24 protein-coding genes are annotated in these 25,589 nt (G+C 68.6%); 9 read left to right on the top strand and 15 right to left on the bottom strand.

The features are described from left to right. Positions 1 to 10: 10 nt before the first annotated feature. Positions 11 to 742: a GntR family transcriptional regulator gene (locus GH266_RS08535; protein ID WP_158193514.1), complete on the bottom strand. Its 732-nt coding sequence runs from the start codon at positions 740 to 742 to the stop codon at positions 11 to 13. An 87-nt stretch (positions 743 to 829) separates the two neighbouring features. On the opposite strand from GH266_RS08535, the gene GH266_RS08530 reads away from it, so the two are divergent. From GH266_RS08530 to GH266_RS08500, 7 genes are all read left to right on the top strand, one after another. After that, on the top strand, positions 830 to 1,609 hold the full coding sequence (locus GH266_RS08530) for an amidohydrolase family protein (RefSeq protein ID WP_158193513.1): 780 nt from the start codon (positions 830 to 832) through the stop codon (positions 1,607 to 1,609). 60 nt (positions 1,610 to 1,669) lie between these two features. After that, a complete protein-coding gene (locus GH266_RS08525) occupies positions 1,670 to 2,596 on the top strand; it encodes a LysR family transcriptional regulator (RefSeq protein WP_158193512.1) in 927 nt (308 codons plus the stop codon). A 138-nt stretch (positions 2,597 to 2,734) separates the two neighbouring features. Beyond that, positions 2,735 to 3,727: a tripartite tricarboxylate transporter substrate binding protein gene (locus GH266_RS08520; protein ID WP_199270481.1), complete on the top strand. Its 993-nt coding sequence runs from the start codon at positions 2,735 to 2,737 to the stop codon at positions 3,725 to 3,727. A 67-nt stretch (positions 3,728 to 3,794) separates the two neighbouring features. Then, on the top strand, positions 3,795 to 4,277 hold the full coding sequence (locus GH266_RS08515) for a tripartite tricarboxylate transporter TctB family protein (RefSeq protein WP_158193511.1): 483 nt from the start codon (positions 3,795 to 3,797) through the stop codon (positions 4,275 to 4,277). A gap of 1 nt (position 4,278) precedes the next feature. Further along, entirely contained in the window at positions 4,279 to 5,805 is a 1,527-nt protein-coding gene (locus GH266_RS08510; RefSeq protein WP_158193510.1) for a tripartite tricarboxylate transporter permease, read from the top strand. An 80-nt stretch (positions 5,806 to 5,885) separates the two neighbouring features. Beyond that, entirely contained in the window at positions 5,886 to 6,989 is a 1,104-nt protein-coding gene (locus tag GH266_RS08505) for a Gfo/Idh/MocA family protein (protein ID WP_158193509.1), read from the top strand. Beyond that, positions 6,986 to 8,878, top strand: coding sequence for a bifunctional sugar phosphate isomerase/epimerase/4-hydroxyphenylpyruvate dioxygenase family protein (locus GH266_RS08500; RefSeq protein ID WP_158193508.1), 1,893 nt, complete (start codon positions 6,986 to 6,988; stop codon positions 8,876 to 8,878). The genes GH266_RS08505 and GH266_RS08500 overlap by 4 nt, the downstream gene beginning before the upstream one ends. 7 nt (positions 8,879 to 8,885) lie before the next feature. Here GH266_RS08500 and GH266_RS08495 read toward each other — a convergent pair whose 3' ends face one another. From GH266_RS08495 to GH266_RS08480, 4 genes are read right to left on the bottom strand one after another with little or no spacing between them, the layout of a single operon-like run. Continuing rightward, on the bottom strand, positions 8,886 to 9,197 hold the full coding sequence (locus GH266_RS08495; protein ID WP_158193507.1) for an AtuA-related protein: 312 nt from the start codon (positions 9,195 to 9,197) through the stop codon (positions 8,886 to 8,888). Positions 9,198 to 9,200: 3 nt separating this feature from the next. Next, positions 9,201 to 10,538 (bottom strand): acyclic terpene utilization AtuA family protein, encoded by a 1,338-nt coding sequence (locus GH266_RS08490; RefSeq protein ID WP_158193506.1) that lies wholly within the window; start codon positions 10,536 to 10,538, stop codon positions 9,201 to 9,203. Then, the gene (locus tag GH266_RS08485; protein WP_158193505.1) at positions 10,535 to 12,400 is read right to left on the bottom strand and encodes a TRAP transporter permease; all 1,866 of its coding nucleotides are present in this window, start codon (positions 12,398 to 12,400) and stop codon (positions 10,535 to 10,537) included. Before GH266_RS08485 ends, GH266_RS08490 begins: the two co-directional genes overlap by 4 nt. A gap of 28 nt (positions 12,401 to 12,428) precedes the next feature. Further along, positions 12,429 to 13,391 (bottom strand): TAXI family TRAP transporter solute-binding subunit, encoded by a 963-nt coding sequence (locus GH266_RS08480; RefSeq protein WP_158193504.1) that lies wholly within the window; start codon positions 13,389 to 13,391, stop codon positions 12,429 to 12,431. 163 nt (positions 13,392 to 13,554) lie between these two features. Between GH266_RS08480 and GH266_RS08475 the strand changes: the two genes are divergently transcribed. Beyond that, positions 13,555 to 14,490 (top strand): LysR family transcriptional regulator, encoded by a 936-nt coding sequence (locus tag GH266_RS08475; RefSeq protein ID WP_158193503.1) that lies wholly within the window; start codon positions 13,555 to 13,557, stop codon positions 14,488 to 14,490. A 3-nt stretch (positions 14,491 to 14,493) separates the two neighbouring features. Here the strand turns inward: GH266_RS08475 and GH266_RS08470 are convergent, their stop codons facing one another. Both GH266_RS08470 and GH266_RS08465 read right to left on the bottom strand, forming a co-directional pair. After that, a complete protein-coding gene (locus GH266_RS08470; protein WP_158193502.1) occupies positions 14,494 to 15,189 on the bottom strand; it encodes a class I SAM-dependent methyltransferase in 696 nt (231 codons plus the stop codon). Further along, entirely contained in the window at positions 15,176 to 16,309 is a 1,134-nt protein-coding gene (locus GH266_RS08465; RefSeq protein ID WP_158193501.1) for a CaiB/BaiF CoA transferase family protein, read from the bottom strand. Before GH266_RS08465 ends, GH266_RS08470 begins: the two co-directional genes overlap by 14 nt. A 242-nt stretch (positions 16,310 to 16,551) precedes the next feature. Here GH266_RS08465 and GH266_RS08460 point away from each other — a divergent pair, with 242 nt between their 5' ends. Then, complete coding sequence (locus GH266_RS08460) at positions 16,552 to 17,394, top strand: HpcH/HpaI aldolase/citrate lyase family protein (RefSeq protein WP_158193500.1); 843 nt, start codon at positions 16,552 to 16,554, stop codon at positions 17,392 to 17,394. A gap of 109 nt (positions 17,395 to 17,503) precedes the next feature. On the opposite strand, the gene GH266_RS08455 is transcribed toward GH266_RS08460, so the two are convergent. The 8 genes from GH266_RS08455 to GH266_RS08420 form a co-directional block, all read right to left on the bottom strand. Beyond that, on the bottom strand, positions 17,504 to 18,253 hold the full coding sequence (locus GH266_RS08455) for an SDR family oxidoreductase (protein WP_158193499.1): 750 nt from the start codon (positions 18,251 to 18,253) through the stop codon (positions 17,504 to 17,506). Between the two features lie 13 nt (positions 18,254 to 18,266). After that, positions 18,267 to 19,721 carry an aldehyde dehydrogenase family protein gene (locus GH266_RS08450; RefSeq protein WP_158193498.1) on the bottom strand — a complete coding sequence of 485 codons (1,455 nt, stop codon included), beginning with the start codon at positions 19,719 to 19,721 and terminating at the stop codon, positions 18,267 to 18,269. Next, positions 19,721 to 20,398, bottom strand: a complete 678-nt coding sequence (locus GH266_RS08445; protein ID WP_158193497.1) for an ABC transporter ATP-binding protein — start codon at positions 20,396 to 20,398, stop codon at positions 19,721 to 19,723. The genes GH266_RS08450 and GH266_RS08445 overlap by 1 nt, the downstream gene beginning before the upstream one ends. Continuing rightward, complete coding sequence (locus GH266_RS08440) at positions 20,398 to 21,147, bottom strand: ABC transporter ATP-binding protein (protein ID WP_158193496.1); 750 nt, start codon at positions 21,145 to 21,147, stop codon at positions 20,398 to 20,400. The genes GH266_RS08445 and GH266_RS08440 overlap by 1 nt, the downstream gene beginning before the upstream one ends. Continuing rightward, positions 21,144 to 22,097 (bottom strand): branched-chain amino acid ABC transporter permease, encoded by a 954-nt coding sequence (locus tag GH266_RS08435; protein ID WP_158193495.1) that lies wholly within the window; start codon positions 22,095 to 22,097, stop codon positions 21,144 to 21,146. The genes GH266_RS08440 and GH266_RS08435 overlap by 4 nt, the downstream gene beginning before the upstream one ends. 10 nt (positions 22,098 to 22,107) lie before the next feature. Next, a complete protein-coding gene (locus GH266_RS08430; RefSeq protein WP_158193494.1) occupies positions 22,108 to 23,013 on the bottom strand; it encodes a branched-chain amino acid ABC transporter permease in 906 nt (301 codons plus the stop codon). Between the two features lie 165 nt (positions 23,014 to 23,178). Continuing rightward, on the bottom strand, positions 23,179 to 24,465 hold the full coding sequence (locus GH266_RS08425) for an ABC transporter substrate-binding protein (protein ID WP_158193493.1): 1,287 nt from the start codon (positions 24,463 to 24,465) through the stop codon (positions 23,179 to 23,181). 62 nt (positions 24,466 to 24,527) lie between these two features. Continuing rightward, on the bottom strand, positions 24,528 to 25,493 hold the full coding sequence (locus tag GH266_RS08420) for a cyclase family protein (RefSeq protein WP_158193492.1): 966 nt from the start codon (positions 25,491 to 25,493) through the stop codon (positions 24,528 to 24,530). Positions 25,494 to 25,589: the final 96 nt, after the last annotated feature.

Here is a 25,589-nt window from a genome sequence, read left to right as displayed (position 1 = left end):
GCGGCTTTTGTCAGCCGATTTCGCTGCGGTAGTGGAACTGCGCGGCACTGCCGCGGGCGATGCGCCACTCGACGGGCGTGCCGTCGATGTCGAAGGCGGTTCGCCGGATGATCGCCAGCGGGTCGCCGGCCTTGAGCTTCAGCCGGGCGGCGACCTGCTCGTCGGCGCGGCCGAAGGACAGGTCGTCGGTCGCGCGCTTCACCAGCACGCCGAAGCGCTCGAAGTAGAGCGGATACAGCAGCGGCCCGAAGGCGCTGTCGGGCAGGCTTTCGAAGCCGGCAAAGCGATCCGCGCGAATGTAGAGCTCTTCGAAGAGGACCGGCTGGTCCGACAGGGACCGCAGACGGATGATGCCGATGACGTCGTGCGTGCCGAGCGCCACCTCGGCCTCCTTCGGCGCCGTGGTGCGGGCGCGCAGGATCAGCTCGCTGGTCGGGATGGAGGAGGGGGCGCCGTCGGGGCCGCGTACCTGGAAGAACCGGAAGAGCGTCGCGTCGAAGGACGGGCGGCGCAAATAGGTGCCAGAGCCCTGGCGCCGTTCCAGCAGGCCTTCCGCCACCAGCCCGTCGACCGCCTTGCGGACCGTGCCGATGGAGATGCCGTACTCGCGCGCCAGACGCGCCTCGGAGGGGATCGGATGGTTCGGGCCCCACTCGCCGCTGGCGATGCGGGAGGCAAGGGCGTCGCGCAGCCTGGCATAGGCCGGCAGCCGCTCGTCCGCGCTGGGTATCCTGTGGGCCATTCCGTCTCCTCCTCCGCATCTTCCTTAGCGGACGTTGACCCATTCAGTCAACTAGTCATATATATGAATTCTTCTCGGGAGTTGCGGATGATCCGGTTCGATTGCCACGTTCATGTCTATGAGGAAGTAACGGCGACGCGCGGTGCGCGCTACGTGCCGGCGGTGCCGGCGCCGCTCGCCAGTTGGCAGGCCGGCCTGGCGCGGCACGGCCTTTCCGGCGGCGTCATCGTCCAGGTCAGCTTTCTCGGTTTCGACAATTCGCAGCTGCTCGATGCCCTGTCGCGGCTCGACCCAAAGCGCTTTGCCGGCGTCGCTGTCGTGCCGGACGAGATCGACGCGGCCGCGCTCGACACGCTGGTCGCCGCCGGCATTCGCGGCATCCGCTGGAACCTGGTGCGCGGGGCACCGCTCCCCGACCTTGAGAGCCCAGCCGTCGCCGGGCTGCTTCAGCACCTGCGCGAGCGCGGCCTGCATGTGGAGATCCAGCTGGAGGGGCCGCGCCTGCCGGCCATCGTCGGGCCGCTGCTTGCGCGCGGCGTCACCGTCGTCGTCGACCATTTCGGCCTGCCGGCGGAGGCCGATCCTGCCCGCGATCCCTGGCTTTGCGCACTGGCGCAGGCCGGCGACCTGTCGCGGCTTTTCGTGAAGTTCTCCGCCCCCTACCGCTCGCCGGTCGACGTCGCTCCGCATGCGCGGGCGCTGCTTGCGCTGTTGCCGCCGGACCATGTGGTCTGGGGCACCGACTGGCCGCACACCCAGCACGAGGCGATTGTCGACTACGACCGGGCGGCGGCCGGCCGCGAGGCCTTCGGCATCGACGATGACGCTGCGGCAGTGAAGGCGCTCTACGGCCTTTCTCTCGCCTAGGAACCGTTCCGCAAGCTGCCGCTTTCCAAGCGGCGGGCGCGGCTGTAGCCTTGCCCGCGCATGGCCAACGAGACCCCGCTGACGCTCCGCCAGATCGAAGTGCTACGCGCCGTCATGGTGGCGGGCTCGATTGCCGGTGCCGCGCGCATTCTCAACGTCGCCCAGCCCGGCATCAGCCGGACGATGAAGCATCTGGAAGCCTCGCTCGGCATCAAGCTGTTCACCCGCAGCGGCGGCCGCTACGTGCCGACGCCGGAATCGCAGCAGGTGTTCCTGCAGCTGCAGGAGGTTCACAAGAAGCTCGTCCATCTGCAGCTCTCCATCGGCCAGCTGGAGCGCGGCCACGACGTCGAGATCTCGCTCGCCTCCGTGCCCAGCATCGCCAATGTGATGGTGCCGCTGGCGGCGGCCGGGCTGAAGGCCCGCTATCCCGACATCCGCATGAACATCGAGATCCTGAAGATCGAGGAGGCCATCGACTTCCTGCTGCTCGGCAAGGGCCAGTTCGTGTGCATGAGCCACCGCTTCGAGCATTCCTCCATCGTCTTCGAGCCGCTGGCGCAGGGGCACCTGTTCTGCGTCGCCCATCGCGACCATCCGCTTGCCGCGCGCAGCAGCGTCGGCGCGGCTGAGATCGCCGCCTTTCCGCTGATCGGCATCGACCCGGCGGACCCCTACGGCGCGATCCTCGCCGAGATCTTCGCCCGCCAGGGCCTAGACTTCCACATCGAGATCCGCGCCCGCTTCGGCACGACGGTGCTGGGGCTGGTGCGGCAGAACCTCGGCGTTGCCGTTCTCGACAATTTCACCGTCGCCGATCTGCCACGCGTCGAGCCGGACATCCGCCTGATCCCGATCGCCGAGCCGACGCCGTTCCGCACCTATGTGGCGCGGCGCTCGGACCTGGAGATCTCCGGCTTTGCCGAGGCCTTTGTCGAGCTGCTGCGCGGCGAGATGGAGGCGGCGACCCGGCGGACAGCGACATAACCACAGGTTATTGATCTCTTCATTATTGGTATTTGCGTTAAGTTTTTCGGCATGCGATTTTTGACAGGCAATAGCGGCCGCCATCTTCAGGGTCTGGGAGGACCCGGCAGGCCGCAACAACGATCCTGGGAGGAAATGATGATCCGCAGTCTTGCCGGAGCAGTCGCTGCTCTTGCCCTGTCCGCCGGCGTTGCCAGCGCCGACTTCCCCGAGCGCGAGATGCTGGGCGTGGTGATGTGGGGCGCGGGCGGTGCCACCGACGTCGTCGCCCGTGCGGTCAACCCGGCCGCCGAAGCCGCGCTCGGCAAGCCCATCGTGGTGCTCAACAAGTCCGGCGGCGCCGGCGCCATCTCCACCGCCTATGTGAACGCGGCGCCCGCCGACGGCTACACGTTCCTCTATGGCGCCGAGAACCCGCAGCTGCACCCGATCATGGGCGTCAGCAAGCTCGACTACTCGAACTTCTACCCGGTCAACATTCTCGGCCGCGGCGTTGCCGTGATCGTCGTGCCGCAGGCCTCCAAGTACCAGACGCTGGCCGAGCTGCTGGACGACATCAAGGCCAATCCGGGCCAGGTCAAGATGGGCTCCACCGGCCCCGGCGGGTTGCCCTCGACGGTCAGCGCGCTGCTCTCCAACTCCGCGCCGTTCGACGTCACCGCCATTCCCTTCGACGGCGAGGGCCCCGGCCTGACCGCGATGCTGGGCGGCGAGGTCGACTTCATGCCGTCGGGCCTGTCGGCGGCGGCCGAGCAGATCAAGGCCGGTACGATGCGCGCGCTGGCCGTGGTCAATGCCGAGCCGGTCGACACGCTGCCGGGCGTTCCGGCGGTGACCGACACGCTTCCCGGCATGTCGTCCTACCTGCCGTGGGGCCCGTTCTACGGCGTCTTCGTGCGCAAGGACACGCCGGACGACGTCAAGGCCAAGCTGGTCGACGCCTTCGCAACGGCGGCCGGCAGCGACGAATTCAAGACGCTGATGGCCAATCGCGGCAACGTCATGATGAACATCTCCGGCGAGGAGGCCGAAACCTTCCTCGCCAAGTGGCAGCAGGTCACGGCCTGGGCGCTGCAGGACACGGGCGCCGCCAAGGTCAGCCCGGAGAGCCTGGGCATCCCGCGCCCGTAACGCCTCAGCGCTGCGGCCGGGACGACGGGGTTCCGGCCGCAGCCCTCATGCTGCCAGGAGGGTCATCATGTCCTCGCGAGCCCAGCGGCGGCCGGGCGAGCTCGCCTTCGCCGTCGCCCTTCTCGCGCTCAGCCTGTGGCTGTTCGCCGAAGCCTACAAGATTTCCGGCTTTTCCGGCCTGTCGACCCCCGGCATCTTTCCGATGCTGGCGACCGGGCTGATGGTCGTCTGCTCGCTGGTGATCCTGTTGAAGGCGCTGGCGATGACCCCGGCCGGCGGGGGCCTGCGCCGTTTCCTCACCGACATCACGCCGCTGCGCCAGACCGTGATGGTGGTGCTGGTCGGCCTCTATATCCTGGCGATGCCCTGGCTCGGCTTCCTCGCCGCCTCTGGCCTCTTCCTCTTCGTGTCGATCCAGTTCCTGTGGCGGCGGGCGGTTTGGCTGACAGCTCTGGTCAGCCTTGCCGGACTGGCGGCGATCCACGTGGTGTTCAGCCTCGTCTTCCAGGTGGTGCTGCCCAAGGGCACCCTGCTGCAGGGGCTGTTCTGACATGCTCGAGTCCTTCGGATACCTGGCGATCTCCTGGCTCGACCCCTGGCTGCTGATGCTCACGGCGGCGGGCACGCTTGCCGGCATCTATGTCGGTGCGATCCCCGGCCTGTCGGTGACGATGGCCGTGTCGATCCTGATCTCCTTCACCTTCAAGTGGAGCGTCAACGACGCGCTGGCGCTGATTGCCGGCGTCTATGTCGGCGGCGTCTATGGCGGGTCGCGCACCGCGATCCTGCTCAACATTCCCGGTGCGCCGAGCGCCATCGCAACCGCGCTCGACGGCTACCCGATGGCCAAGCGCGGCGAGGCCGGCGAGGCGGTCGGCCTGACCACGGTGATGTCGGTGTTCGGCGGCTTCGTCGGTGTCGCGGCGCTCGCCCTGTTCGCACCGATGCTGTCCGACTTCGCGCTGATGTTCACTTCGCGCGACTACCTGCTGCTGGCGATGATCGGCATCCTGCTGGTCGGCACCCTGTCCGGCGAGAGCTTCGCCAAGGGCGTCTTTGCCGGTGCGCTCGGCGTCTTGATCGGCATGGTCGGCCTCGATCCGATGACGGCGGAAGGGCGCTTCACCTTCGACACGATCACCCTGATGGGCGGCATCCCTTACGTGGTCGCGATGATCGGCTTCTTCGGCGTCGCCGAGGCCTTCGTGCAGCTGCACCAGCTCGACCTGCCGGCGGTGAAGCAGAAGATCGACCGGGTGATCCCGCGCCTTGCCGACGTGCGCCGCTATTTCCGCGTCGCCCTGCGCGCCTCGGGCATCGGCACGGTGATCGGAGCGCTGCCGGGCACCGGCGGCGACATCGCCGCCCTGCTGGCCTATGACGATGCCAAGCGGTCGACGAAGAACCCGGAAGTGCCCTTCGGCGAGGGCGCCAAGGAAGGGCTGGTGGCGCCGGAAGCGGCCAACAACGCGGCCGTGGGCGGCGCCTTCGTGCCGATGCTGACGCTCGGCATTCCGGGCGATGCGGTCACCGCCGTGATCATCGGCGCGCTGTTCATCCACGGGCTGAAGCCCGGTCCCCTGCTCCTGGTCGAGACCCCGCACCTGTTCTGGTTCACGGTCGGCAATCTGGCGCTCGCCAATGTCTTCCTGCTGATCTTCGGCCTGACCGGCATTCGCATCTTCACCAAGATCGTCGAGTGCCCGAAGGCGATCCTGTTGCCGCTGATCATCATCCTGTCGGCGGTCGGCTCCTACGCCATCCAGAACAACCCGGTCGACATCTACTGGATGCTGCTGTTCGGCGTGTTCGGCTATTTCCTGAAGGTCTACGGCTTCCAGGTCGGGCCGGTGATCCTCGGCGTCATCCTGGGCCCGATGATGGACGCCAACTATCGGCGGGCGATGATCGGGGCGCGCAACGATCCGGCGACCTTCATCTGGGATTTCCTGTCGCATCCGATTTCCTGCGTGCTGCTGATCGCCTTCCTGGCGCTGCTGATCTCGCAGACGCCGCTCGGCCGATTGGCGCGCGAAGCATGGCGGGGAAGGCGGGCGCAGGGACGCGGGGCGGGATGATCGCCGGCAGGGCCGATCTGCCGGAGACCTGAGGCCGCGCCCGGAAAGGGGCGGGCCTCATGGCGCGAAAGAGCGAAGAGATGAAGACGAAAGCCCGCATCGCCATTGTCGGGGCCGGCAAGATCGGCCGCGTGCACATGGCTCAGGTCGCTCGCGAGGGCGAGCTTGCCGGCGTCGCCGACCCGTCCGCGGACGGGCGGCAGGCGGCGGAGGCCTTTGGCGCGCCGTGGTTCGAGAGCTGTGACGAGATGCTGGCCCGGCTGCGCCCCGACGGGGTGGTGCTGGCGACGCCCAACCGGCTGCACGCGCCGCAGGCGCTCGCCTGCATCGCGGCCCGGGTGCCGGTGCTGGTGGAAAAGCCGCTGGCCGACACGGCGGAGGCGGCGCGCGAGGTGGTGGTGGCCGCGCGTGCGGCCGGCGTTGCGCTCCTCGTCGGCCATCACCGGCGGCACAATCCGCTGATCGCGGCCGCGCGGGCCGAGATCGAGAGCGGTGCCATCGGCCGGCTGGTCGCGGTCAACGCGCTGTGCTGGTTCCGCAAGCCGGACAGCTATTTCGAGGTGCCCTGGCGCACCCAGCCGGGCGGCGGGCCGATCCTCACCAACCTGATCCACGACATCGACCTGCTCCGCCATCTGTGCGGCGACGTCGCCAGCGTGCAGGCGCGCGCCTCGTCGCTGGCGCGCGGCCACGCGGTGGAGGATACGGCGGCCGTGCTGCTCCGCTTCGCCAATGGCGCGCTGGGCACGATGACCGTTTCCGATGCGGTCGCCGCGCCCTGGAGCTGGGAGCTGACGGCCGGCGAGAACCCGGATTATCCGGAAACCTCGGCCAGCTGCTACACGATCGGCGGCACGGCCGGGTCGCTGTCGCTGCCCGATCTCGGGCTCTGGCACTACGAGGGGGCCGCCGACTGGGCGCAGCCGATCTCGCGCAAGGTGCTGACCCGCCAGGGCGGCGATCCCTTCGCGCTGCAGATGCGCCATTTCTGCGAGGTCGCGCTCGGCCGTGCCGTGCCGCTGGTCCCCGGCGAGGAGGGCCTTGCGACGCTCGACGTGCTCGCCGCCATCCGCCGGGCGGCCGAGACCGGCGGCGAGGTCGAGGTTGCCCCGCCGCTCGGCGCGGCCGTTGCGTCCGTTTCAGGCGTTTCCCTTTCCTCCCACAGCAAGGCCGGTGCCCCATGAAGACGTCCATCGCCACCGTTTCGATCAGCGGCGACCTTCGGGAAAAGCTGGCGGCGATCTCGGCCGCCGGCTTCGACGGGATCGAGATCTTCGAGAACGACTTCCTCGCCTTCGACGGCAGCCCGCGCGATGTCGGCGCGATGATCCGCGATGCCGGGCTGGAGATCACGCTGTTCCAGCCGTTCCGCGATTTCGAGGGCATGCCGGAGCCGCACCGGGCGCGCGCCTTCGACCGGGCGGAGCGCAAGTTCGACCTGATGCAGGAGCTGGGCACCGACCTGATGCTGGTCTGCTCCAACGTCTCGCCGGTCTCGCTCGGCGGCATCAATCGCGCGGCCGACGATTTCGCCGAGCTCGGCGGGCGGGCGGCGGCGCGCGGCCTTCGCGTCGGCTACGAGGCGCTGGCCTGGGGCCGGCACGTCAACGACCACCGCGATGCCTGGGAGGTGGTGCGCCGGGCCGACCACCCGAATGTCGGCCTCATCCTCGACAGTTTCCACACGCTGGCGCGCAAGACCGATGTCGACACGATCCGCGCGATCCCCGGCGACCGGATCTTCATCGTCCAGCTGGCCGACGCGCCGATGATCGACATGGACCTGCTCTACTGGAGCCGGCACTTCCGCAACATGCCGGGCGAGGGCGACCTTGCGGTCACCGACTTCATGCGGGCGGTCGCCGCCACCGGCTATGACGGGGTGCTGTCGCTGGAGATCTTCAACGACCAGTTCCGCGGCGGCTCGCCGAAATCCATCGCCGTCGACGGCCATCGCTCGCTCGTCTACCTGATGGACCAGGTGCGCAGGCGCGAGCCGGACTTGCGCATTCCGCTGCCCGAGATGCCCGACCGGATCGAGGCCGACGGCATCGAGTTCGTCGAGTTCGCCGTCGACGAGGCGGAGGCGGAGGAGCTGGCGCGCATGTTCGCCGGCCTCGGTTTCGTCAAGGCCGGCCGCCACGTCTCCAAGGACGTCACCTTGTGGCGGCAGGGCGGGATCAACCTGCTCATCAACACCGAGCGGGAGGGCTTTGCCCATTCCTCCTACCTGGTGCACGGCACGTCCGTTTGCGCCATCGGCCTTAGGGTCGCCGATGCCGCAGCCACCGTGGTGCGCGCGCGGGCGCTGGGCGCCGATACGTTCGACCAGCCGGTCGGCCCGGGCGAACTCGCCATTCCCGCGATCCGGGGCGTCGGCGGCGGCGTGATGCATTTCATCGACCGCAAGAGCGGGCTCGCCGGCCTGTGGGAGACCGACTTCCGCCCCATCGAGGGCGGCCAGGCTGCCGCCGCCGCCGGGCTTGTCTCCATCGACCATCTGGCGCAGACGATGAACTACGAGGAGATGCTGACCTGGACGCTGTTCTACACCTCGATCTTCGCGACAGCGAAGACGCCGATGGTGGATGTGGTCGACCCGGCCGGGCTGGTGCGCAGCCAGGCCATCGAGACGGCGGACGGGGCCTTGCGGATCACGCTGAACGGGGCGGAGAACCGGCGCACGCTCGCCGGCCGCTTCATCGCCGAAAGCTTCGGCTCGGCGGTCCAGCATGTCGCCTTCGAAAGCCGCGACATCTTCGCGACCGCCGCCGCGCTGAAGGCCTGCGGCTTCACGTCGCTGGAGATCTCGCGCAACTATTACGACGACCTGGAGGCGCGCTTCGGCCTCGATCCGGATTTCGCCGACAGGCTGCGGGCCGAGAACATCCTCTACGACCGGGACGGGGAGGGCGAATATTTCCAGCTCTACGGCCCGAACTACGGCGAAGGCTTCTTCTTCGAGATCGTCGAGCGGCGCGGCGGCTATCGCGGCTACGGCGCGGCCAATGCGCAGTTCCGCATCGCCGCGCAGAAGCGTCACCTGCGCCCCGAGACCGTGCCGCGCCGCTGAGCACGCATCACGCCGGCCCGGCGATCTCCATGTCGAGGATCGCCGAGCTCAGGCACTTGCCGTGCGCGTCCAGCGCGAGCGAGCGGGTGACGCCGCCCTTCAGCGCGCCGTGCAGCACGAAGTTGAGCGCGCCGAGCCGGGGCAGGGCGAAGCGCTCGATCTCGCCGATCTCCAGCCAGGAAAGATGGGCGCGCAACCGCTCGGGCGTCACCGCCGCCTCGATCAGCGGCCAGTTCGCCATCTCGTAGGCGATGACCGAGACGTTGGAGATGTTGCCCTTGTCGCCGGTCCGCGAATGGGCGATGTCGCGCAGCAGCATGGCTCAGCTTTCCATCAGGGTCAGGGCGGGGGAGACCTCGGCCTCCGGGATCAGGGTGGAGAGAATGCCGACGATCTCGCGCACCTGGCGCGTCACGCCGCCGCCGGCCGCCGGTCCGTTGAGATAGAGGCTCTCCACCTCGTCGGCGACCAGCCGGGCCTCCTCCGCCGTGCTGGCGCGCGCGGCAAAGCGCACCCGCACCTCGCGCGCCTCATGGGCGCCGGAGTTCGATCCGCCGAGGATCGCGTCGACGCCGATCAGGTCGCCGCGCGTCTCCAGATAGGGCACGCCGCCTGCTGCGATCCGCTCGCGCAGGATCTCCAGCGCCAGCCGTCCGCGCGCTTCCGCCCCCGGCCCGGCATAGGAGATCTGTCCCTCGCCGACATGGCTGTCGACATAGCCGAGCGAGACCTTCAGCGTGCCGGTGCGGGCACGTCCCGAGCCGCCGGAGACCCGCACCCGGTCGGGGCCTTCCGCGGCGATCTCGACACCGGAAAAGTCGGCGATGACGTCGGGCTGCAGATATGCGGCCGGATCGTGCACCTCGTAGAGCAGCTGCTCCTTGCAGGTCGCCTCGGTGACCGCGCCGCCGGTGCCGGGAAGCTTGGTGATGACCGCGGTGCCGTCCGCCTCCACCTCGGCGATGGGAAAGCCGAGGCGGGCAAGGCCGGCAACGTCCTTGAAGCCGGGATCGGCGAAATAGCCGCCGGTGATCTGGCCGCCGCATTCCATCAGGTGGCCGACCAGGGTGCCGCGGCCGAGCAGCGGCCAGTCGTCCATCGCCCAGCCGAAGGCATGGACCTGCGGCGCGAGATAGAGCGCCGGGTCGGCAGCGCGCCCGGTGAGCACGATGTCGGCGCCCGCTTCCAGCGCGGCGACGATGGGGGCGGCGCCGATATAGGCGTTGGCGGAGAGGAGCGGGCGACTGAGGCCGCGCACCGTGCCGCCGGTCTCCAGCAGCTCCAGCTCCGATCCCTCGACGGCGGCCAGCACGTCGTCGCCGGTGACGGCGGCGATCTTCAGCCCCCGAAGTCCCAGCTCGCGGGCGATGTCCAGCGTCTTGCGGGCGGCGGCCAGCGGATTGGCGGCGCCCATGTTGGAGACGATGCGGGGGCCGGATAGTCCGCGCGCGGGAAGCACCGCGCGCATGCGCCGCTCCAGCAACGGGTCGTAGCCGGCATCCGGGTCGGCGCGCCGCGCCTGCTGGGCCAGCGCGATGGTGCGCTCGGCCAGGCACTCGAAGACGAGATAGTCGAGCTCGCCGCGCGCGGCGAGATCCACCGCCGGCTCGATGCGGTCGCCGGAAAAGCCGGCGCCGGTTCCGATCCTCAGGCTCTTCATCCTGCCGCTCCCGTCAAGGGTCGGCGCGCCTTGCCGAAATGCCAGGACAGGGCCAGCAGCAGGCCGGCGAGCAGCGGTGCGGCCGGGTGCGGCCAGATGGCGAGGGCGATGGAAGTGACGAACACGGCGATGTCCAGGGCGGGAATGGCGAAGAGCTTCTGCCCGCTCAGCAGGGACGGAATGGCGACCACCAGCACCAGCCCCGACAGGAGCGCGTTGCCGATGGCCATCCAGTCGCCCTGTGCCGTCATGCCGGGATAGAGCAGCAGCATGAAGGGCACCACATAGGTGACCGCGCCAAGGCGCACGGCCTCCATCGCCGCCGGCAGCCAGTTGGTCTGGGCGATGCCGGCACCGACGAAGACGGCGACGCAGACGGGCGGGGTGATCACCGAGATGGTGGCGAAGTAGAAGACGAAGAGATGGGCCGCCAGCGGGTCGATGCCGACGGCGGTCATGGCCGGCGCCAGCACGGCGGCGACCAGCACATAGGCCGCCGTCGTCGGCAGGCCCATGCCCATGATCAGGCAGACGCCGCCGACGATCAGCGCCACCAGCAGGGCGGAGTCGCCGGCCAGCGAGACGATCATCGAGCTCAAGGTGACGCCGATGCCGGTGAGGTTGATCATCGAGACGAGGATCTGCGCTCCCGCCAGCAGCACGCCGATGATCACCATGCCCTTGCCGGCGTCCTTGATGCCGGCGACGACGAGGCTCGCCATCTTCGCGGCCGGCATCTGGCCGAGCGAGGTGGCGACGAAGGCGATCATCAGCCCGGTGATGCCGTAGAAGGCGGTGGTGGCGACCGAGCGGCCGAGATAGACGCCGACGGCCAGCCCGCCGATGGCGGCCAGGATCGGCAGCACCCGGCGCGGGGCGAGGATCGTCGACCAGGCCGGCAGCTCGTCCTCGGGCACCAGCGTCAGGTTCTTGCGCACCGAAACGATGTGCACCGTGACGAAGACGGAGAGATAGAACAGCAGCGCCGGGATGATCGCGGCGGTGATGATCTGGATGTAGGAGACGCCGAGGATCTCTGCCATGACGAAGGCGGCCGCGCCCATGATCGGCGGGGCGAGCTGTCCGCCGGTGGAGGCGACGGCCTCGACGGCGGCGGCGAAGGCCGGCGGATAGCCGAGGCGCTTCATCATCGGGATGGTGAAGTTGCCGGTCGTCGCCACATTGGCCACGGCCGAGCCGGAGATCATGCCGAACAGGCCGCTGGCGATGGTGGCGATCTTGGCCGCGCCGCCCGCCTGGCGGCCGCCGATGCGCATGGCAAGGTCCATGAAGCTCTGGCCGCCGCCGGTATGCAGCAGCAGCGAGCCGAACAGCACGAAGGCGGCGATGACGGTGGCGGCAACTCCCGTCAGCATGCCCCAGATGCCGAGATCGCCGAGGAAGATGGTCTCGGTGACGAAGGCGCTGTCGAAGCCGCGATGGGCCAGCGTTCCCGGCAGCATGTCGCCGAACAGCGCATAGGCGAGGCCGACGAGAACGAGGGCGGGGAAGATGATGCCGACCGCGCGGCGGCCGATTTCCAGCACCGAGGCGACGAGGCCGACGGTCAGCGCCATGTCCAGCGTCGTCGCCCAGGGCAGGGTCGTCATGATCCGGTCGTAGTTGACGACGATGTAGCCGCAGGCGGCGATTGAGATGCCGGCGGCCGCAAGGTCGACGGCAAGGCCGAGCGGGCGCCACCGCCGGCCATGGCCCAGCGGATAGACCGCAAGGCCGAGGCAGACGACGAGCGCCAGGAAGATCGCGCGCTGGATCAGGCTCTCGAACGGGCCTGTCGCTGCCGTGTAGAAGACGAAGATGCCCGTCAGCAGCGCCAGGGCGTCGCGGGTCCGGTTCAGCACGGCGATCCTCCGAAGTCAGGCGTCACTGTCAGTTGGCGGCGGGCTGCAGGCGGGCCGGGATCTCGATGCCCTGCTCGCGGTACCAGCGGGCGGCGCCCGGATGCAGCGGGATCGTGGCGTATTGCAGCGTCAGCTGGGCCAGATCCGCGCCCTTGACCGAGGCAAGCGCCGCGCCCTGGGCTTCCTTGTCCTCCATCACCGCCTTGACGATCTTGTAGGCCGCCTCTTCGGAGAGGGCGGGACCGGCGGCCGCGCCGACGCCGAAGCTCCAGGTCGAATAGGCTGGGATGCCGTCGGCAGCGCCCGCCGGCACGTCGACGATGGAAACGTCCGGCATCTTCTCGGCGAGCACCGCCTTCTGCTCGTCGGTGAGGCCGAGCACCTTGATCGGGGTGAAGGTGGCGATGTCGAGGGTCGAACCGTCGAGCTTGGTGCCGGCGCCCGACTTCACGTAGCCGGCGACGCGGTTGTCCTTGATCATGTCGACGACGTCGGTGGTCGAGCCGCGCACATAGTCGGCCGACAGGCCGAGCGCTTCGAACACCGCCTCGGTGGTGCTCTCGGTCGCCGAGCCCTTGATGCCCGGGTTGAAGCGCACGCCCTTCAGTTCGGCAAGGCTGCCGACTTCGGCGTCCTGGCGCACGATGACGTTCTGCGGCGCGCCGGTATAGACCCACAGCAGGCCGAGCTTCATCGGCCGGCCGTCGAACTCGTTGGTGCCGGCATGGGCGTGCTGGGCGACATTGGTGGTGACGAGGCCTAGGTCGACCTGGCCGCGCTCGATGCGGCGCAGGTTGTCGAGCGTCGCGCCGGTTTCCACGACGGAGGCCTCGAGGCCTTCCGCCTTCTCGTTCACCAGCTTGGCGACGGAAACGAAATAGCCGTAATGGCTGGACGAGGCCGAGGTGGAGCCGATCAGCAGCTTCTCCTGGGCGCTGGCGGGCTGGGCGAACGCAAGCGCGCCCGCCATGGCGAGATGTGAAAGTCGCATCGTGATTTCCTCCCATGTGCCCTTGGCGGGCAGCGATCTCGGGCCGGTCCTTCCGCCTGGACGCCGCTCCTCCGGCGCCCGCACCGACGGCGGACCTGTACCCTTTGCAAGAGTGTCCCAGGATCTTTGTTGTCAGAAGTGCTTATTTTGCGATAATTGATGCATGGAGCGCAACAAATTCGATCTGGAGGATCTGCGGGTCTTTTCCAGCCTCGCCACCGGCGGGCGGTTTCGCGCCGTCGCCGACGAGATCGGCATGTCCGCCTCCGCCCTCAGCCGCCAGATCGCCCGGCTGGAGGAGCGGCTCGGCACGCGCCTGTTCAACCGCGACACGCGCAATGTCTCGCTGACCCCGCAGGGCCATACCCTGTTGCGGCTGGCGCAGCAGGTGCTCAACACCGCGGCCAATGCGGGGGCGGAGTTCGACGCCTATCTCGCGGCCCGGCGCGGCCGGCTGACCATTGCCGGCCTGCCCTCGGTGACCGCCGGCCTGCTGCCCTCGCTGGTCGCGCGGTTTCTCGCCCGCCATCCCGATATCGACGTGCAGATCAACGATGCGCTGTCCGACAGCGTCATCCGCTCGGTCGAGCAGGGCGAGTCCGATCTCGGCTTCACCGCCGGCGCGGTGGAAAATTCCGACCGGATCTCGTTCCGCACCCTCTTGTCGGACCCGTTCGTGGCGGTGGGAGCGGCCGGCGGCATTCTGGAGGATCGCGACAGCTGCACCTGGCGGGAGCTCAGCGAAATGCCGCTGGTCGCCATGGCGAAGGGCACCAGCGTGCGGCTTTTGATCGACGCGGCCTGCTCGCAGCAGAACCTGCCGTTCCGCCCGCGCTTCGAGGTGGCGCATCTGGCCACTGCCGGCGCCTTCGTGTCCCAGGGGCTGGGCGTCACCGCCCTGCCGGTCCTGACGCTGCCGGTGCTGAGTTCGGGAAATCTGATCTATCGCCGGCTGGTGGAGCCGGAGGTGCTGCGCCATGTCGGCATCATCTGGCGGGCCGGCCATGTGCTGTCGCCGGCCGCCACCGCCTTTCTCGACCTGGTGCGCGGCGTCGATCTCTCCAGCGAGGTGCCGGACCCGTTCGGGCCCGGCGGCTGAGCCTCAGCCTGCCGGGTGCAGCTCGTAGAGCGTCAGCGGCTGGATCAGCCGGAAGCCCTTTTCGCTCGCTGTCGCATTGGCCTTGAACAGGGCGTCCAGTTCCTCGCGGCGCTCATTGGCCACCGACTTACGGGTCGGATCGACGGCCACGAGATAGTCGATGAACTCCTCCAGCGCGGCGAAGTCCGACAGCCGGTCGTAGGTGTCGTGCCGGGCGACGTGCCACTTGCCGGAGGCGATATCGGCATCGAGCGCGCGCAGGGCCGCGGCCCGGATCTCCGTCTCGTCCTCGACCGGGCGCATCACCTCGAAGAAGGTGCCGCGGGCGAGCGGTTCCACGACGATCAGCGCGCCGCCCGGCCCGATCACCCGCCGGGTCTCGGCAAGCGCCTGACGCATCACCGCTTCAGGCACATGGTGCAGGGCGTTGAGGAAGATGGCCGCGTCGAAGCTGCCGTCCGCAAAGGGCAGGGCCTCGGCGGTTGCCCGCTCGAAGCGTGCATCTGGCACCGCCTTGCGGGCAGCGGCAACGGCCGCCGCGTCCGGGTCGATGCCGGTCGTCTCGAAGCCCTTGGCCGCCAGCGAGCGCGACAGCGCGCCGTGGCCGCAGCCGATGTCGAGCACCTTGCGCGCCTTGCGTTCGGTCAGGATGGCCAGCAGCCGCTCGCCGGTCTGCGGAACCGTCTCAGGCTTCGACACGGGAGAACTCCGCGCGGACCCTGTCGGTATCGGCGCCGAGCGCCGGCACCGGGCCGAATTCCGGCGACTTGCCGTCGACCAGCGCGCCGGGGGCGAGCAGGCGCACCGGGCCGGTCGGCGTGTCCGCTTCGACATGGCGGTTCTGCGGGTGGCGGACGAGGTCGTCCATGGTGCTCACCCGGCCGAAGGCGATGCGGGCATCGCGCAGCCGGTCGGCCAGCGCATCGCGCGTGTGGGCCGAGAACACCTCGTTGATGATCGCGTCCAGCTCGGCGCGGTGGGCGACGCGGCGCGAATTGCTGGTGAAGCGGCTGTCGGTCGCCACTTCAGGACGCTCCAGCACGTCGCGGCAGAAGTTGACCCACTCGCGCTCGTTCTGGATCGAGAACAGCACGTCCTTGCCGTCGCTTCCCGAATAGGCGCCGTAAGGGGCGATGGTCGGGTGGTTGAGGCCGTTGCGCTCCGGCTCCTTGCCGCCATAGGCGAATTGCAGGTAGGGCACGTTCATCCAGTCGGCGAGCGCGTGGAACAGCGACACGGCGATGTGGCGGCCCTCGCCGCTGCGCTCGCGGGCGAACAGCGCCTGCAGCACGGCCTGGTGCGCGGTCATGCCGGCCGCGATGTCGCAGACCGAGACGCCGACGCGCGCCGGGCCTTCCGCATTGCCGGTGATCGCCGACAACCCGCTTTCCGCCTGCACCAGCAGGTCGTAGGCCTTCAGGTCGCGGAACGGTCCCTCGTCGCCATAGCCGGAGATCGACACGGTGATCAGCCGCGGGTTCTCCTGGCGCAGCCGGTCGGGCGCGAAGCCGAGCCGGTCGATGGCGCCGGGCGCAAGGTTCTGGATGAAGACGTCGGCCTTGGCGATCATCGCCGCCAGCAGGGCGCGGTCGGCATCGTCTCGCAAGTCGAGGCAGACGGACTCCTTGCCGCGGTTCAGCCAGACGAAATAGGCGCTCTCGCCATGCACCAGATGATCGTAGGCGCGGGCGAAATCGCCCTCGGGCCGCTCCACCTTGACGACGCGCGCGCCGGCTTCCGCCAGCCGCCCGGACAGATAGGGCGCGGCCACCGCCTGCTCGACGGACACCACGAAGAGACCGGAAAGATCACCCTGCATTTTCAAAGCTTCTCCCTGTAAGTGGCGCCAGTATGCCCGAAGCGCGGCATCGGGAGTAATAGAGGGGAGCGCCCGCAGCTATTGCCGCAATCTATGCCCCGGCGGCCATTCCCGCCCCGCCCTTACCCCCTGCCATAGCCGCAATCAATGAGGGCGGGCGCAATTCGCTATTGGCAGGCGCGCGCCGCACGCGCTTTTCTGGGCGCCTGCGACTTCTGACCAACCCATCCGGCGGACCCATCATGACCACGCATTCGAACGAGACGACCGCGAAGGTCGACCGCATCACCCTGCCGCTTTTCGTGCCCGGCGACCGGCCGGAGCGCTTCGCCAAGGCGGTCGCCGCCGGCGCCGACGCGGTCATCGTCGACCTGGAGGACGCGGTCGCGCCCGCCGTCAAGGAGGCGGCGCGTGCAGGGCTTGCCGAGGCGCTGGCGCCGCTGGTCGGCACGGCGAGCATCCTGGTGCGCGTCAATGCCAGCGGCACGCCCTGGCACGCGGCGGATCTTGCCGCCTGCGCCGGCATTGCGGGCCTTGCCGGTATCGTCCTGCCCAAGGCGGAGACGGGGGCCGATTGCGCCGGCGTTGCGGAGGCGACCGGCCTGCCGGTGATCGCGCTGGTGGAAAGCGCCCGCGGCCTTGCCAATGCCGGTGAGGTTGCGGGGATGAGCGCCCGGCTCGCCTTCGGCTCCATCGATTTTGCCGCCGATCTCGGCATGGCGCACGCGCGCGAGGTGCTGCGCCCGGCCCGTTTCGCCCTGGCGATGGCCGCGCGCCTTGCCGGCCAGTGCGGCCCCATCGACGGCGTGACGACCGCGCTCAAGGACGAGGAGGCGATTGCCGGCGACTGCCGCCATGCGGTGGAAATGGGCTTTGCCGGCAAGCTGATCATCCATCCGGCGCAGATCGCCCCGGCGCGGCGCGGCTTTGCGCCGTCTGAGGCCGAGTGCGAGTGGGCGCAGCGGGTGCTTGCGGCGGTGGAAGGGGGTGCTGCGGCGGTCGCCGTCGACGGGGCGATGGTCGATGCGCCGGTGATCGCCAAGGCCCGGCAGATCCTGGCGCGCGCCGCCTCCGCCGCCGGCTGAACAGGTTTCGCAAAAAAGACGCCCGTGCCATCGGCCCAAAAAAAGACGCCCGTGCCAATGGCACGGGCGTTTTCAGGTGTGGGGCAGGGGACCCCGGGCTGCCTTTTGTTCAGATGGTGCGGCCGCCATCGACCTCGAGGATGACGCCGGTGATGAAGTCGGCTTCGTCCGAGGCAAGGTAGAGCGCGGCATTGGCGATGTCGCGCGGCTGCGACAGGCGGCCGAGCGGGATGGTGGCGAGGAACTTCGCCCGGTTCTCCGGCGTGTCCGGCATGCCCATGAACTGCTCCAGCAGGCCGGTGACGCCCATCACCGGGGCGATGCCGTTGACGCGGATCTTGTCGGGGGCGAGCTCCACGGCAAGGCTGCGGGTCATCAGGTTCACCGCGCCCTTCGACGAGTTGTACCAGGTCAGGCCCGGACGCGGACGGATGCCGGCGGTCGAGCCGACATTGATCATCACGCCGGCGCCCTGCTCGCGCCACACCGGCACGCAGGTCTTGGTCATGTGGAAGATCGACAGCACGTTGATGTCGTAGATCTTGCGGAAGGTCGCCTCGTCCGTCTCCATCAGCGGCCGGTTCGGGTTGGTCCAGCCGGCATTGTTGACGACGATGTCGAGCGAGCCGAAGGCCTCGCAGGTCTTCGCCACGGCTGCCGCCACGTCCTCGGCCTTGGAGACGTCGCACTTGATGGCGATGGCCGCATCGCCGAGCTCGGCGGCAACGGCCTTCGCGCCCTCCTCGTTCAGGTCGACGATCGCCACCTTGGCGCCTTCGCGCACATAGGTCTCGGCGATGCCCTTGCCGAAGCCGGAGGCAGCGCCCGTGACGAGAGTGGTCTTTCCTTGAAGTCGCATGTCTTTGCTGTCCTCAGCCGTGATTGTGGACGACGGTCTTGATGTGGGAGAATTCGTGCAGCGCCGCGAAGCCCTTCTCGCGGCCGTGGCCGGACTTGCGGATGCCGCCGAAGGGCAGCTCGATGCCGCCGCCCGCGCCGTAGCCGTTGATGAAGACCTGGCCGCAATGCATCGCCTTGGCGACGCGCTGCTGGCGGCCGCCGTCGCGGGTCCAGATGCCGGCGACCAGGCCGTATTCGGTGCCGTTGGCGATGCGGATCGCCTCCGCCTCGTCGTCGAAGGGGATGGCGCACAGCACGGGGCCGAACACTTCCTCCTGGGCGATTTTCGAGTTCGGGTCGCAGGGGCCGAACAGGGCGGCGGCGACGTAGTAGCCGCCTTCCGGCGAGCCCTTGGCCACCGTGCCGCGGGCGACCAGCGGCGCATCGGCCTCGGCGATATAGGTCTCCACCCGCTTCTTCTGGCGGGCCGAGATCAGCGGCCCGAGCACCGCGTCCTCGCCGGAATCGGAGGCCGCGACCGCCTCGAAGCGGGTCTTCAACTCGGCCATCACCTTGTCGTAGATGCCGCGCTGCAGCAGCACGCGCGAGCCGGCCGAGCAGGTCTGGCCGCCGTTCTGGATGATGGCGTTGACCAGCACCGGATAGACCGCGTCGAGATCGGCATCGTCGAAGATGATCTGCGGCGACTTGCCGCCGAGCTCCAGCGTGCAGCCGATGAAGTTGCGCGCCGCCGCCGTCTGGATCAGCACGCCGACTTCCGGCGAGCCGGTGAAGGACAGGAAGTCGACCTGGCGGTGCTCGGACAGGGCCTTGCCGGCGACCTCGCCGCGGCCGGTGACGATGTTGATGGCGCCGGCCGGGAAGCCGACCTCCATCGCCAGCTCGCCGATGCGCAGCGCCGTCAGGCAGGCGTCTTCCGCCGGCTTCAGAACGGTGGCATTGCCCATGGCCAGCGCCGGGGCGATCGAGCGGCCGAACATCTGCGCCGGGTAGTTCCACGGGATGATGTGGCCGGTGACGCCATGCGGCTCGCGCAGCACCTGCACGTTGTAGCCATTGAGGAAGGGAATGACCTCGCCATGCACCTTGTCGGCGGCGCCGCCGTAATATTCGAAGTAGCGGGCTGTTGCGATCATGTCGGCGCGCGACTGCTTGATCGGCTTGCCGTTGTCCATGGTCTCGAGCCGGGCGAGCGCCTCGGCCTCCTCCAGGATGCGGTTGCCGAGGCGGACCATCAGCCGGCCGCGCTCGGCCGCCGTCAGCTTCGACCAGGGACCGCCGTCGAAGGCGGCGCGGGCGGCCGCGACCGCGGCATCGACATCCTCGGGGCCGCTGTCGGCGATGCGGGTGAACACCTCGCCGTCGATGGGCGAGCGCACGTCCATCTCCTTGCCGGAGGCCGCCGGCACCCATTTCCCGTCGATCAGGTTGAGGGCGCGGGGCAGGGGGACGTTTGTGGCAGTCATCAGTGGGTCCTTTCGTGCTCGAGCGAGCTTTCGGAGACTTCCCCGCGCTCGATCAGGAGCGTGCGGCTGGCGAAGCCGCGCAGCAGGGAGGGGTTGGATTCGGTGATGATCAGCGTCACCGTCCGGTCGGCGTCGCGCAGCGCCTTCAGCGCCTCGGCATAGCGCAGGGCCAGCGCCGGGGCGAGGCCCTGGAACGGCTCGTCGAGCATGATGAGGCGGGTGCCCAGCATCAGCGCGCGGCCGAGCGCGACCATCTTGCCCTGGCCGCCGGAGACGTTGCCGGCCGGCCGCCCGGCCATGGTCTTCAACTCGGGCAGGATGTGGTAGACCCGGTCGAGCCGCCGCTTGGTCTCGGCCGCATCCAGCTTGGCGACCTGCGCCGGCAGCAGGATGTTCTCCTCCACGGTGAAGGCGGAGAACAGGCGGCGATCTTCCGGCGCGTAGCCGATGCCTAAGGCCGGACGTTTTGCCGGCAACAGGCCGGTAATGTCCTCGCCCTCGAAGCGGATGCTGCCGGTGACCGTGGTGAAGCCCATGATCGAGCGCAGCAAGGTGGTCTTGCCGGCGCCGTTGCGGCCGATCAAGGCCACCGTCTCGGCGGCGGAGATGGTGACGTCGAGATTGCGCAGGATCGGGATGATGCCGATCGAGGCGCCGACATTGCTCAGTTCCAGCATCACACGGCCTCCCCGATGACGTCGCGGATCACGTCGGGATGGCGCAGGATTTCCTCCGGCGATCCCTGCATCTGCAGCCGGCCGGCGGCCCACACGGCCACCTCGTCGGCGTAGCGCGAGACGATGCCCATGTCGTGCTCGACGAAGACGCTCGTCACCTTCGCCTCGGCGAGCGCCTTGACCAGGATTTCCATGATCTTGAACTTCTCCGAGGAGGCGACGCCCGAGGTCGGCTCGTCCATCAGCAGCAGTTTCGGCCGCAGGGCCAGCGCCACGGCGATGTCGACCAGCTTGCGCTGGCCTTCCGAGAGCTCCACCACCAGCCGGTCGGCGACATCGGCGCAGCCGACCATGTCGAGCAGGTGCAGCATTTCGGCCCGTTCGCGGATGCGGTGCAGGTCCTGCAGCGGATGGCGCAGCTGCTCGCGGGCGGCGGCCGAGATCAGCAGGTTCTCCAGAGCGGTGTGCTCGGTGAACAGCTGCGGGATCTGGAAGGCGCGGGCAACGCCGAGGCGGACGATGCGGCGTGGCGGCAGCGGCGTCACGTCCCGTCCCTCGAAATAGACCTTGCCCTTGGTCGGCTTGATCCAGCCGGTGCAGATGTTCAGGAACGTCGTCTTGCCGGCGCCGTTCGGGCCGATGATCGCAAGGTTCTTGCCCCGCTCGATGGCGAGCGACACGTCGTCGGCGGCGACCACGCCGCCGAAGCTGATCTGCAGGTTGCGGGCTTCGAGAAGGATCTCGCTCATTCCGACCTCCCTTTGCCGGTCAGGCGGGCAAGCGCTGCGTCGTAGATGCCGATCACGCCCTTGGGGGCGAACAGGATGATGACGAGCAGGAAGCCGCCGAGCACCATCTGCCACACGTCGCCGGCAAAGGCCGAGGCGTAGGTGCGGATGGTCTCGTAGATGATCGCGCCGACGAAGGCGCCGGCAACCGAGCCGGCACCGCCGAGCACGGCGATGAAGACCATCTCGCCCGAACGGATCCACCAGGCGAATTCCGGCGTCACGACGCCCTGGACGATGCCCATGATGACGCCGCCGGTGCCGCACAGGGCCGCCGACAGGATGTAGCCGGACAGCAGCGCGCGCTGCGGCGAGACGCCGAGATATTGCAGGCGGGTCTCGTTGGTCTTGATGGTCTGGAAGATCTGGCCGGCGGGCGAGGCGAACCAGCGCATCGTGAACCAGCCGAGCAGGAGCACCAGGGCCACCGACAGGTAGAACATGATCAGCTCGAACGGACCGCGCTCCAGTGCCATGCCGAACACGGTGGGGCGCGGCAGGCGGATGCCGTCGGCGCCGCCCGTGTAGTGGTAGAACTTCTCCAGGATCGACCAGAAGATCATCGAGAAGGCAAGGTTCAGCATGCCGAAGAAGATGCCGCGGTAGCGCACCACGAACAGGCCGACGATGACGCCGGACAGCACCGCGCCGGCGACCGCGACGACGAGCACCAGAATGAGGTCCGCGCCGGGCATGGAGGCCGACAGGAAGGCGGCGGCATAGGCGGCGATGGCGAAGTAGAGCGCGTGGCCGAAGGACACCTGGCCGGCGCGCAGCAGCACAGTCACGCCGACGACGGCGATGCCCTTGGCGAGCGCCAGGTTCATCAGGAGCTGGAGCTGCGGCGCGGCGAAGGGGATCGCGGCGACGAGCGCGACGAGAAGGGCCGGAATGGCCAGACGAAAGGTCATCCGTTCCTCCTCAGATCTTGCGCGCGGTCGGGCTGCCGAACAGCCCTTCCGGGCGCACCAGCAGGACGATCAGCATGATGAGATAGGGGACGAGCACCGCCGTCTCCGGCCAGACATAGACCGCGAAGGAGCGGCCGAGCCCGATCAGCAGCGCGGTGAAGGCCGCGCCCTCGATCTGGCCGAGACCGGCCGTCGCCACCACGGCGAAGGACAGCACGATCATGTCCGCGCCCATGCCCGGCAGGATCGAGGTGGTGGGCGAGGCCAGCGCACCGCCGAGCCCGGCCAGGGCCGCGCCGACGATGAAGGTCACCAGGAACACCTTGTCGGCGTCGATGCCGATGGACTGGGCCGCCTCGCGGTCCTCGGTGGTCGCCAGGATCAGCTTGCCGAGGATGGTGTGGCGCAGGAAGAAGCGCAGGCCCACCAGCAGCGTCAAGGCCAGCAGCGGCAGCAGGATCAGCTGGTAGACGGTGTAGTTGACGCCGAACACCTTCACCATGCCGAGCGCCTGCAGCGCCGAGGCCTGGAAATAGGGCTGGGTGCCCCAGACCAGCCGCTGCACGTCCTCCAGGATCATGAAGACCGCGAAGGTCACCAGGAGCTGGAGCACTTCCGGCTTGTTGTAGATCCGGCGCAGCAGCAGCCATTCGATGGGGCCGCCGACGAGCACGCCGACCAGCACCGCCGAGACGATCATCAGCGGGAAGGCCAGCAGCGGCGCGAAACCGAGCGCCAGCGCATAGCCGGTGAGCGTGGCCGTCAGATACGCGCCGACCGCATAGAGCGAGCCGTGCGCGACGTTGAGGATGCGCATCACGCCGAAGATCAGCGTGAGCCCCACGGCGACACTGAAGACGAGGGCCGCATAGGCGATGCCGTCGAACAGGGCCAGAAGGAAGATGGTGAGGTTCATGGTCGTCCATTCAGGTCAATGGGCGGAACGATCCGCAGGCGTGCCGCGGCGGCGTGTTCGGAAACCGCCCCGGACGGGTCACCGTCCGGGGCGGGCCGGGAGGAAGGCCGGGGGAGCGGAACGCGGCACGCCTGCCTTGCTCCGCTCGTGCTGTCCCGGCGCTTCTTATTTTTCGTAGGTGTCGACCTTCACGCCCGCGGCATATTCCGGCGTGAGCTTGCTGACCCACTCGACCGACTCCTGCCCGACCGGGGTGGTCAGCGCTTCGCCGTCGAAGATCATGATGTTTTCCAGCGTGGCGAAGGGATAGTCGCCGGTCTGGACGCTCATGCCGAGGAGCTGGGCCTCGATGCCCTGGTTGTCCTCGCGGATGGTGACCTCACGGCCGAGACCCTGGAAGGTCAGGCCCTCGAAGGCCGCGATGATCTCGTCCTCTTCCGGCCATTCGCCGCCCTTGGCCGCGATCGCCTTCTCGTAGGCCGCCTTCAGCGCGGCGAGCGCCTGCGACATGTGGAAGACCGGGTAGATCGCGTGGGCGCCGGTCTTTTCCTCGAAGGCTGCCATGAACTCCTTGAAGTCCGCGTCGTCGCGACGGTCCGGATGCAGGAAGTAATGGTCGCCGCGCGCGCCGACGATATGGCCGGCCGGCAGGGTCGAGCCGAGACGCTCCAGGGAGCTTTCGGCCAGCGGGATGACGAAGGTCGAGGAGTTCATCAGGCCGCGCTGGGCCGCCTGCTGGATGAACGTGTCGAGGTCGCCGCCCCAGGAGGTCGACAGGATGACGTCGGGCTGCATCGCCTGCAGGCGGGAGATCTCGGTGGAGAAGTCGGCGGCGCCGAACTTGGGGAAGAACTCGCCGACCACCTCGACGTCCGGCTTCAGGGCCTTCAGCGCGGCGGAGAAGATCTGCCAGCTGTCGCGGCCCCAGGCGTAGTCCTGGTTGACGACGGCGATGGTCTTGAAGTCCGGCTTCACCTTCAGCAGGTAGAGCACGGTGGCGAGCATTTCCGGCGTGGCGTTGGCCTGGGTGCGGAAGACGTACTTGTAGTCGTTCTTCTCGAAGATCTGCTGGGTGCCGCAGTCCCACATCAGGTTCAGGACCTTGAGGTCCTCGGCCAGCGGGGCGAGCGTCTGGCAGTTGCCGGAGGAGATCGCGCCCATCATGGCGTGGGCACCGCCCTCGACCTGGCGGCGGAACTCGGTGGTCAGCGCCTCGGCGCCGGCGCCCTCGTCGATGAAGGACAGGGCGACCGGCACGCCGCCGATGCCGCCTTCGGCATTGAGCTTGCCGACGATGATCTCGGCCGCATCGCGCGCCGGCACGCCGAACACGGAGGCCGGGCCGGTGAGGAACGTGGTGACGCCGACCTTGAGCTCGGCCGGCTTGTCCGCCGCCAGCGCGGCGATCGGGGCAGCGAGGATCGCTGCCGTTGTGAGCAGGAATTTCCGCATGGTTTCACTCCCTTCGAGTAGCCGCGGGCGATTGCGTGCCGCCCGCGTGTCCGTTTGCCCGGTCAGCGGATCGCGATCGGGTTGATGATCATCTGCACCGCGCCCTTGAGGCGGGCCTGGCCGAGCACGAAGAGGAACTCGTAAGCCTCGTCCTTCGCCAGTTCGCGGGTATCCATGTTCTCCAGGATGTAGATGCCGTTCTGCGGCTGCAGGATCTGGTGGGCGCGGAATGCCTCGCCCTCGACCTCGGCCGGAACGACCTCCATGCCCCAGGTGTCGGCACCCACCGCCATCACGCCCAGCTCGGCGAGATATTCGGCGCCGCTGACGCCGAGGCCCGGCTCCGCCGCGCCGAAGCGCTTGGGATCCGCGTTCGGCCCGTCGAGCAGGTTCATCCAGTTGGAGTTGAACAGCACGACATCGCCCTCGCGCAGCTCGACGCCCTGCTGGGCGGCGGCGGCCTTGACGTCGTCGGCGGTGTAGGCCTTGCCTTCCTCGATCATGTCGACGCCGTAGAACTTGGCCATGTCGAGCAGCACGCCGCGGCCGACGAGGCCGGGCAGGTTGTGCAGGCCGAGTTCGGTCAGGCCCGCGGCCTTGGCGAAGTCGCCGGCCTTGTGGCCGTTGTAATAGACATGGTCGATGCCGGCATGACCGAGACCGTCGATCTGCGGGCCGATGCCGAGCCAGCCCATGAAGATGTCGTCGTTGTAGGTGAAGGCGTTTTCGCCCAGCCCGCTATTGGTGATCTGGTTGGGCTGGAGCACGGTCACGGACAGGCTGCGCGGCGGGAATGCCGGCGTGTCGCTGCCGACGATCATGCCGAGGCTGTAGACCTTGCCGGCGGTGACGAGTTCGGCGGCGAGCTTGACGCGCTCCGGCGTCATCAGGTTCGCCGACCCGATCTGGTCGTCCTTGCCCCAGCGCGATTCCGTCCATTTGTGATTGTGATTGTCGGCCTGGGCAAGGCTGGTGGCGACGACGAGCGCAAGCCCGGCGAGCGCCGCAGTGCAGTTGAAGACCCTCATGGCTTTCCTCCCAAAGCATGTGAGATGAAGAAGCCTAGGTATTGCCGACAGGGTGCACCAATAATTTGCTTGGTGCTCGGCTATTGCAAAAACCTA

Source organism: Stappia indica, from assembly GCF_009789575.1.
Classification (GTDB): domain Bacteria; phylum Pseudomonadota; class Alphaproteobacteria; order Rhizobiales; family Stappiaceae; genus Stappia; species Stappia indica_A.
Note: the sequence above shows the minus strand (reverse complement) of the source record. Positions and strands in the feature narration are given on the sequence as shown.